Annotated in this window: 5 protein-coding genes; all 5 read right to left on the bottom strand. The window is 61.5% G+C overall.

Annotated features, from left to right (window positions below):
- Positions 1-40: 40 nt before the first annotated feature.
- Complete coding sequence (locus Q322_RS0119935) at positions 41-337, bottom strand: hypothetical protein (RefSeq protein WP_029479582.1); 297 nt, start codon at positions 335-337, stop codon at positions 41-43.
- The gene (locus tag Q322_RS0119930) at positions 330-539 is read right to left on the bottom strand and encodes an antitoxin VbhA family protein (protein WP_029479581.1); all 210 of its coding nucleotides are present in this window, start codon (positions 537-539) and stop codon (positions 330-332) included. Before Q322_RS0119930 ends, Q322_RS0119935 begins: the two co-directional genes overlap by 8 nt.
- Positions 540-564: 25 nt before the next feature.
- The gene (locus tag Q322_RS25055) at positions 565-822 is read right to left on the bottom strand and encodes a tyrosine-type recombinase/integrase (RefSeq protein WP_084148124.1); all 258 of its coding nucleotides are present in this window, start codon (positions 820-822) and stop codon (positions 565-567) included.
- Positions 823-882: 60 nt separating this feature from the next.
- The gene (locus Q322_RS0119925) at positions 883-1,566 is read right to left on the bottom strand and encodes a recombinase family protein (RefSeq protein WP_034419423.1); all 684 of its coding nucleotides are present in this window, start codon (positions 1,564-1,566) and stop codon (positions 883-885) included.
- Between the two features lie 183 nt (positions 1,567-1,749).
- Positions 1,750-2,153: hypothetical protein (locus tag Q322_RS0119920; protein WP_211248948.1), on the bottom strand; the 404-nt coding region annotated here is incomplete at its 5' end.

The raw sequence follows: 2,153 nt of genomic DNA, 5'->3' as shown, positions 1-2,153 counted from the left end.
TTTCGAGGCTTATCTCCATCTGCGCAAAACCGGGTCACCCTCAAAGTGCATCTCCATCCCGCAGTTCGCCCAACACCTGATCTACTCGGGCTTCCATACCGCTGCCCATATACCCCACCACATGAGCGCCGCCCCGGTCTTCAAGCGAACGGGTCTTCATATGCTGGCTGCGGTCTACCCGAAATTCGCCCGGCGCATGCTGGTCCAAATCCTGAAAAATGTGGCGGTGGACCTCTTTCAGATGGGCGGTGTCGAACTGACCTTCAACGGGCTGCTCCCGCAGTTCGCTGATGCGGTTAGCCGTGAGCAGCCCTTCATTGAAAAGCTTCTCAGCCATGCACTCCGGCGAGGCGCAGAACTTCGGCGTTGAGTTCTGCGCGGGTCAGTTCATCAGCCACGTAGCGCGCAAACAGCGCTTCCGAGGCCTCGTCCAAGACAAAGCCTTCTAATCGCACGCTGGCCCGTCCATAGTTCACGGCTTCTCTGCGCTGCTGACGCTCCGCTTCGCTCAAAGTTGGGCGCAGTTCTGTTGCAGTCATGGTGGACCTCCTGAGTCTTATTTTATCATAGGAAACACCGTTGCTGTCGGTGAATCTTGCAAAAGCAACGTCTAAAAAAGTAGGTGATATCCCTAGAAAATATCCGGCAAGCTGCTGCTGCCGCAAGTCGTTCCGGCTCCAGGTGGGCATAGATGCGGGTGGTAGCAATGCTCTCATGACCTAGAATCTCCTGCACCTCCTCCAACCTGCGGCCCGCTTTCACAAGTGCAGTGGCGTGCGAGTGCCGGAGCTTGTGCGGGGTGCAGTTCTGCCTGCCAGGCAATGGATGGGAGAGAAGGAGATCGTCAGCCCCTGGTGAGGCGTCCCGTCAACTCCGAACCCGTTAAGCAGCCCGCCTGAGCATGGTGCTGACCTGAACCGCCGTGAACGATTTGCCGGTGCGCGTGGTGTGGCCCTCGGCGTTGAGCCGCCTGGCAATGGAGCGCAGGCTGTGGCCCCCGTCGCGCAGCAGACGCACGTACCCCAGCAGTGGACGCTCGGTCAGCCGCGCCGTCTCCCGCTGGACGGCGGCTCCCTTGACCTGCGCCGCGTGGGTCAGATTCTCTGGGCGGCCCAGCACGGTGCCACGGGCGCGGGCGGCTTCCAGCGCCGCCTTGGTGCGGGCACTGATGAGCTGCGCCTCGCGCTCGGCGACAGCCGCCATGACATGCACCGTCAGGTTATCCACCTCGGGCATATCGACGGCGATGAAGCGCACCCCGGATTCCATCAGGGCTGAGATGAAGGCGACGTTGCGGGCCAGGCGGTCCAGTTTGGCGATCAGCAAGACCGCCCCGGTGCGCCGGGCCTGGGCGAGCGCGGCGGCCAGCTCGGGGCGGTGGCGTTTGCTGGTGCCCGTCTCGACTTCGGTGGACTCAGCCACCAGGCTCAGACCGCGCACGCCCACAAACGACAGCACGGCGGCGCGCTGCGCTTCGAGGCCCAGACCTGACGCGCCCTGCTTGGCGGTGGAGACCCGGTAGTAGGCGACGGCAGGAGTGGGGGAGAGGAGGGTCTGCGGCGTCACCCGCCCAGTGTAAAGACTCTCTATCGTTCCTTCAAGAGTCTTTCCAACCAGAAACGGAGGTCATGCCCTGCGGAAGAGTGCAGTATCTGGATCGGCAAAAAAAATCCAGGCTGTGAAATCGCCTCGGAAGGGTACTGGGGATACTGGAACACGACATCTTGAAGGGCCACAAAACATTCGGCTTCACGAAACCGCTTTGGCGGCCTTCGCCTTGGGGGTCCGGGTCTTGGACCCGGCTGCTTGATGCACCGGCCCCTTGCTGGACTTCCCAGGGGCGCCCTGTTTTCCAAATCTCGCAAATGCCTTGTAAAGCGTTCCCCGACTCACACCGATGGCATCAGAAATCACCGTCATGTCACGGCCTGCGGCCACCCACTGCTTTGCCACCTCGTAGTGCTCGCGGGTCACGCGACTCTCGTTGCCCGTTACCGCCCGTCCTTCTGGCATAGGTGCAACTTCTTGCGGCTCCCCTTTGCCCCATAGAATTTGAATGATGTCAAGATCCAGCGCCTTTGCCAGCGCCAAGCCTGTTTTTAGACCTGGGGTGGTGCCGCGGTTGTGTTGCCTTAACCGGACTGGGGTAGGGT

It is taken from the genome of Deinococcus frigens DSM 12807 (assembly GCF_000701425.1).
In the GTDB taxonomy this organism is placed as follows: Bacteria; Deinococcota; Deinococci; order Deinococcales; family Deinococcaceae; genus Deinococcus; species Deinococcus frigens.
This window is presented reverse-complemented; position numbering and strand designations above follow the sequence as displayed.

Bases quoted from the DNA above. Each gene is read 5' to 3' on its own strand.
- Q322_RS0119935 (WP_029479582.1), bottom strand. From the start codon at position 337: ATGGCTGAGAAGCTTTTCAATGAAGGGCTGCTCACGGCTAACCGCATC.
- Q322_RS0119930 (WP_029479581.1), bottom strand. From the start codon at position 539: ATGACTGCAACAGAACTGCGCCCAACTTTGAGCGAAGCGGAGCGTCAG.